Source organism: Ralstonia sp. ASV6 (assembly GCF_016429285.1).
GTDB lineage: Bacteria > Pseudomonadota > Gammaproteobacteria > Burkholderiales > Burkholderiaceae > Ralstonia > Ralstonia flaminis.
The window spans coordinates 1-5,442 of record NZ_JAELUI010000228.1 but is presented as its reverse complement, the minus strand read 5'-3'; the positions used below and the strand labels follow the sequence as shown (position 1 = coordinate 5,442).

Annotated in this window: 6 protein-coding genes and 1 pseudogene; all 7 read left to right on the top strand. The window is 65.1% G+C overall.

Translation table 11 applies throughout. From position 1 onward, the window contains the following. Positions 1 to 154: 154 nt before the first annotated feature. Positions 155 to 640, top strand: coding sequence for a hypothetical protein (locus tag JHD73_RS26265; protein ID WP_199033085.1), 486 nt, complete (start codon positions 155 to 157; stop codon positions 638 to 640). A gap of 61 nt (positions 641 to 701) precedes the next feature. After that, positions 702 to 1,097 (top strand): annotated as a pseudogene (locus JHD73_RS26260) (class I SAM-dependent methyltransferase); the annotation flags it as partial. 81 nt (positions 1,098 to 1,178) lie between these two features. After that, complete coding sequence (locus tag JHD73_RS26255) at positions 1,179 to 1,697, top strand: metal-dependent hydrolase (RefSeq protein ID WP_199033083.1); 519 nt, start codon at positions 1,179 to 1,181, stop codon at positions 1,695 to 1,697. Between the two features lie 154 nt (positions 1,698 to 1,851). Next, positions 1,852 to 3,378 carry an FAD-binding oxidoreductase gene (locus JHD73_RS26250; RefSeq protein WP_199033086.1) on the top strand — a complete coding sequence of 509 codons (1,527 nt, stop codon included), beginning with the start codon at positions 1,852 to 1,854 and terminating at the stop codon, positions 3,376 to 3,378. 14 nt (positions 3,379 to 3,392) lie between these two features. Beyond that, positions 3,393 to 4,640 carry a lactonase family protein gene (locus JHD73_RS26245; RefSeq protein ID WP_199033082.1) on the top strand — a complete coding sequence of 416 codons (1,248 nt, stop codon included), beginning with the start codon at positions 3,393 to 3,395 and terminating at the stop codon, positions 4,638 to 4,640. Positions 4,641 to 4,738: 98 nt separating this feature from the next. Next, positions 4,739 to 5,266, top strand: a complete 528-nt coding sequence (locus JHD73_RS26240) for a Fur family transcriptional regulator (protein WP_199033081.1) — start codon at positions 4,739 to 4,741, stop codon at positions 5,264 to 5,266. After that, positions 5,254 to 5,442, top strand: a 189-nt coding sequence (locus JHD73_RS26235) for a GTP-binding protein (RefSeq protein ID WP_306663153.1), incomplete at its 3' end; no start/stop codon positions are given. The genes JHD73_RS26240 and JHD73_RS26235, both read left to right, overlap by 13 nt.

Sequence of the window (5,442 nt, the reverse complement as noted above, 5' to 3'; positions counted from 1 at the left end):
AAGCCGGTAACCGCGCCACAGCGGGCGTGCATTTTTGTGTGGCGCGCAAAAGTCTTCCCGGCGCGGCCGTGTTTTTCTGGGCGTGTCGCTTCGGAACAATGTGTCCACTTGGCAAATCCGCCAAGCCTCATTGACCGACCAGGACACTCCCATCATGAAAAAGATCGCCATCGCAGTGCTGTTTGCCGTCGCGCCATTTGCCCACGCCCACGACATTCAATGGCGCCACACCTTCCACCTCACGCAGTCCGCGGCGTTTGAGGTTGCCGACCACCCCGGTCACGTGGTGGGGGCCGGCGAAGGCACCGGCCTTGGGCTGTTTCCTGGCGATCAAGTGGCCACCATGAAGCTGAGCTACTTTGTCGATTTCGTGAAATCCGAGGGCCCGTTCACGGCCTACGAAACCTACCGCTTTGCCAATGGTTCCACGCTCTCAGTTCAGCGCACCGGCTCGACCACGGTCGACGCGCGCAGCGGCGTGGCCACCCTGAGTGGCAAGTTCACGTTCGTGGGCGGCAGTGGCACCTATGCGGGCATCCATGGCGGTGGCACCTTCGTCGGTAAGCGCCTCAATCCGCTCGCGGCCGGCGCCGACCAGTACCTGGACTACACGGGTAGCTACGAGCTGTCTACGCAGTGAGCGCAGGCGGCATTCTGGCGCGCGCGGCATGCCGCAACGCGCCATCAGTCGCGGTCCGCGCTCCATGAAAGCCGGGCCGCGTTCGGTGGTGTCGATCGACTCGTCGGGCGAAGCGCTGGCGGTGAGGGAGCGCAACGTTACGCGTAATGGTTTCGATGCGGCGCGTGCCGAATGGCTGGATGCGGATGTCTTCAAGTCGCTGCGCAACTTTCGCGCAGAGGGGCGCCAGTTCGACCTGATCGTGCTGGATCCGCCCAAGTTTGCGGCGTCTGCACAACAGGTGGATCGCGCAGCGCGCGTACAAGGAGATCAACCTGGTCGGCGTGCAGTTGCTGCGCCCGATGCCAAGGTGACGGCACGCATTCAGCGTCGTCTGGCGGGCGGTGTGGATCATCCGCTGCTAACGAGCTTTCCGGAAAGCGAATACCTCAAGGGGGTGCTGCTGCAGATCGGCTAGCAATTTGTCGCAAATTTTGGCTTGTCCCCGCGGGCCTCAATTGCGAAGATGCGCGCCCCTCTTGTTGTTCGCATCACGTTGATGGCATCCCATGCTGCCCACCATGCGACGGGTTGGGCGGCGGGTCTGATTGCCGCTGCCATCGTCGCGCAGTCCCCCCATTCCTCGCCCGAGCACCTCGGTTGCATCCTGGCGTTTTGCGCCGCCATTGCCGGCGGCACCGCGCCTGACTGGATGGAAGTCGCGTGGTGGCGTCGCAAGCGACGGCTCTGGATCACACACCGTACCGTTACGCATTGGGGCGTCGGCTGGATTGCGGCGCTGGTTCTGTCTTACCAGGCGCTGAGCCATGATCACCTGTGGGCGCCGCTGCTGTTCGGCTTTGCGTGCGGCGGGCTGATGCACCTGCTGGCGGATTGGCCGAACCCGCTGGGCGTGCCCTGGATCTGGGGGCGTCATTCTCTGAACCTATGGAAGAGCGGGCGCTGCGACCTGATCGTGGTGATCCTGGCATGGGCGGCGGCGTGCTGGCTGGTGCGGCCGCTGTGGGCGACGACGGCATCACGGGTGCTCGCCTGGTTTGCCCACCAGGTGCGCTGAGGCCGCCCCGGCCGACATGGCGTGCACGTGATGCCGGCAATGTCTGATGGAAGCCGGACGCGCAAACGACTAAGTTGGAACCGCCGGACGACACATGTCCGAATCCAACTCCGTTTGCGCAACGCTTGCGCAAACGCCTTCACCGGAGTCATCGATGACACTGGATGTGACCCGCCAGGACCCTCGCTACAACACGCTCAAGCACGGCTTCAACCTGCGCTGGCCGGCGACGGAGGCTCAGGCCGCCGGCCGTATCGTCCTCGTTGAAAGGCCCGACGATGTGGCGCCCGCCATCCAGCGCATCGTCAACGCGGGCCAGCGCCCGACGGTGCGCAGCGGCGGGCATTGCTACGAAGATTTCGTCTCCAACAACCCCGATGGCACGATCGTCGACCTGAGCCTGCTCGATTCGCCCGAGGTGCGCGCCGATGGCTCGGTGCACATTCCCGCCGGTACGCAGAACTGGAACGGCTACCTTGAACTCTACAAGCGCCACAACGTGACGCTGCCCGGTGGTTCGTGCTATTCGGTGGGCGCGGGCGGGCACATCTGCGGGGGCGGCTACGGGCTGCTGTCGCGGCTGCAGGGGCTGACGGTGGATTGGTTGTCTGCCGTGGACATCGTGACTGTGGACAAGGATGGCAAGGCGGCCGCGCGCACGGTCGATGCCACGCGCGATCCGGAGCTCTTTCGCGCATGCCGCGGCGCGGGCGGCGGCACCTTCGGCGTCATCACTGGCTACACCTTCGCCAAGCTGCCTCAGGCACCGCAGGAAGTGGCGCTCGCCACCGTCGCCTTCGACTGGGCCAGTATGACGCCCCAGCGCTTTGCTGAACTGCTGCGCATCTACGGCGAATACTGGGAGACGCGGGGCAAGGACCCGGACACCTGGGGCATGTTCTCGCTGCTCAAGCTCACGCACAAATCGGCCGGGCAGATCGTGCTGCTCACGCAGTTCTGCAACCCCGATGGCACGTGCCGCGATCTTTCCGTGCTCAACGATTTTCTCGATCGCTTCCAGGCCTGTGCGCCCACGCCCGTGAAGGGCCATCCCCCCGGCTATGGCCCGGCGCACAAGCAGGGCATGGGGCAACTGCTCTGCTCGAAGCCCCACACCGTCGTGCAGTACGACTGGCTGACCGCCACGCAATACCTGAACGGCTCGGGTGCCAACCAGCGCGGCAAGTACAAGTCTGCCTACATGAAGCGCGGCTTTACCGCGAGCGAGGCGCAGCGCATCTACACGCACCTCACGCGGACCATCCCCGGCGTGGACCTGAGCCAGTCGCTGCTGCAGGTGGATTCCTACGGCGGCGCAGTCAACAAGGCCGAGCGCATTGCCGACACGGCCGTGCCGCAGCGTGCGTCCATCATGAAGCTGCAGTACCAGACCTACTGGACCTCCGCCACCGACGACGCCGGCCACCTGCGCTGGATCAGCGATTTCTACCGTGACGTCTACGGCGCCCCCGACGTGCCCGCCCCGCACAGCGGTACACCCTACCCCGGCGACCGTTACGAGGGCTGCTACATCAACTACCCCGACGTCGACATGCTGGCCTACCCGTTCTGGCCGCAGCTCTATTACGGCGATGGCGATCTCTATGCGTTCCTGCAACGCGTCAAGCGCCGTTATGATCCGAACAACATCTTCCACCACGCGATGTCCGTGCGTGCGTGAGGAGGAGCCTATCCATGACCAATCGCCGCACCCCAAATCGTCGAACCTTCATGCAGTGGACCGGTAGCCTGCCCTTGCTGGGCGCTCTCCCCAAGACCGTAATGGCCCAGGCGGGCGAGCAGCCCGCTGCCTCCGGTGCACAACCTGCAGGCGCTGCGCGCTCGCCGCGCTTTGCCTACGTCGGCACCTATACGTTCAACGCGCCAGGCGGCACCGCCGGTGGCCCAGCCGCGCGCGGCATCTACGTGCTCGAGCTGCGCGGCGATGCGTGGACGCAGGTGCAGGTGGTCGAGAGTGCCAATCCGTCGTTCCTGGCGGTGCACCCGAATCAGCGCTTTCTGTACGCCATCAACGAGATCGATGTCTACGAAGGTCGCCCGACCGGCACCGCCGAAGCCTATTCGATTGACCCGCGCGACGGCAAGCTCAAGCTGATCAACCGCCAGCCGCTGTCGTTGTCGGGGACGATTCCCGCGCATGTGGCGGTGTCGCCGAACGGGCGGTATCTGGCGGTTTCGCTGTACGGCGGCGGTGCCTACAACGTGCTGCCGATCAGTCCGGACGGCAAGCTTGGCGAGGTGTCGGGCATCTTCAAGGACACCGGCGCCGGCCCGCGCCCCGAACAGGAGGCGCCGCACGCGCACATGATGCTGTTCGATCCGGCGGGCAAGCATGTGCTCGGTACCGACCTCGGCACCGACCGCATCAACGTGTTTGCCATCGAGCAAGGCAAGCTGGCCCCGCGCGACCGCGCGCAGCTCAAGCCCGGCAGCGGCCCGCGCCATCTGGCGCTGCATCCGCAGGGCAAGCTGCTCTATGTCATCAACGAACTGGATGGCACCGTGGCGTGCCATGGTTATGACGCCGACACCGGCCGCGTGCTGGACGAGCGCCAGCGCATCTCCACCACCCCGGCCGACTACATCGGCCAGAAGAGTGGCGCCGAGGTGCTGGTGCACCCGTCCGGGCGCTTCCTGTACGCTAGCAATCGCAAGCTGAAGTCGGATCACCCGTTGGCCGACAGCGTGGCCGCCTTCAGTATCGACGCCTCGGGCAAACTCACCTCTATCCAATACTGGAGCGAGGGTTTGCGTTTCCCGCGTGCGATGACGATGGCAGCCGACGGCAACCATCTCTACGCGCTCAGCCAGAAGGGCGACACGATCCTGCGGCTGCGCATTGACCCGCAGACCGGCAAGCTGGATCAGCCCGTGGTGGTGGCCAAGGTGCCGACACCGGTGTGTTTGGTGTTTGCCGCCTAGCGTTTGCCGCCAAGCACGTTGAAAAACCCTGGGCGGTGCAAGGCCGCCTAGTTGCAACTCAATTGCAGCACCCCTTCGGCCGTGGGACAATCCCACGCATGAGCACTCCGGCCTCGCGAGACGATCTCGCCACTCAGCAACCCGCTTCATTCGACTCGCCCGATGCGGCTGCCCGCACACGCCTGCGCAGCCTGGGCAGCCGCGTGACCGAGCCGCGCGTGCGCGTGCTGGCCGTGCTGATGCAGGGCGACGAACCGCTCTCGCACCAGGCTGTGTGTGATGCACTGCCAGACGACTCGGGCATCGACCGTGTGACGGTCTATCGCGTGCTCGACTGGCTGGCGGCTGGCGGCATCGTCCACAAGACGGCAGGCGCCGATCGCGTCTTCCGCTTCAGCCTGGCCGAGCACGACGCCGCGCGCGAAGCGGCGCACCGCTCGCACAGCCACTTTCACTGCACACAGTGCGGACGCGACTTCTGTCTGGAAACGGCGGAGCCACCGGCCATGCCGAAGGCCGCCCTACCCGCCGGCTTTGCGGCCGATCACGCTGAACTCACCATCAAGGGCTGCTGCGCCGATTGCCGCGCCGGCTCGCAACAAGGAAACGCACCATGTCCAAAATGATCCCGGTCACCATCCTGACGGGCTTTCTCGGCAGCGGTAAGACCACGCTGCTCAAGCGCATCCTGACCGAGCAGCACGGCATGAAGATCGCCGTGATCGAAAACGAGTTCGGTGAAGAGAACATCGACAACGACATCCTCGTGCAGGACGGCAACGAGCAGATCGTGCAGATGAGC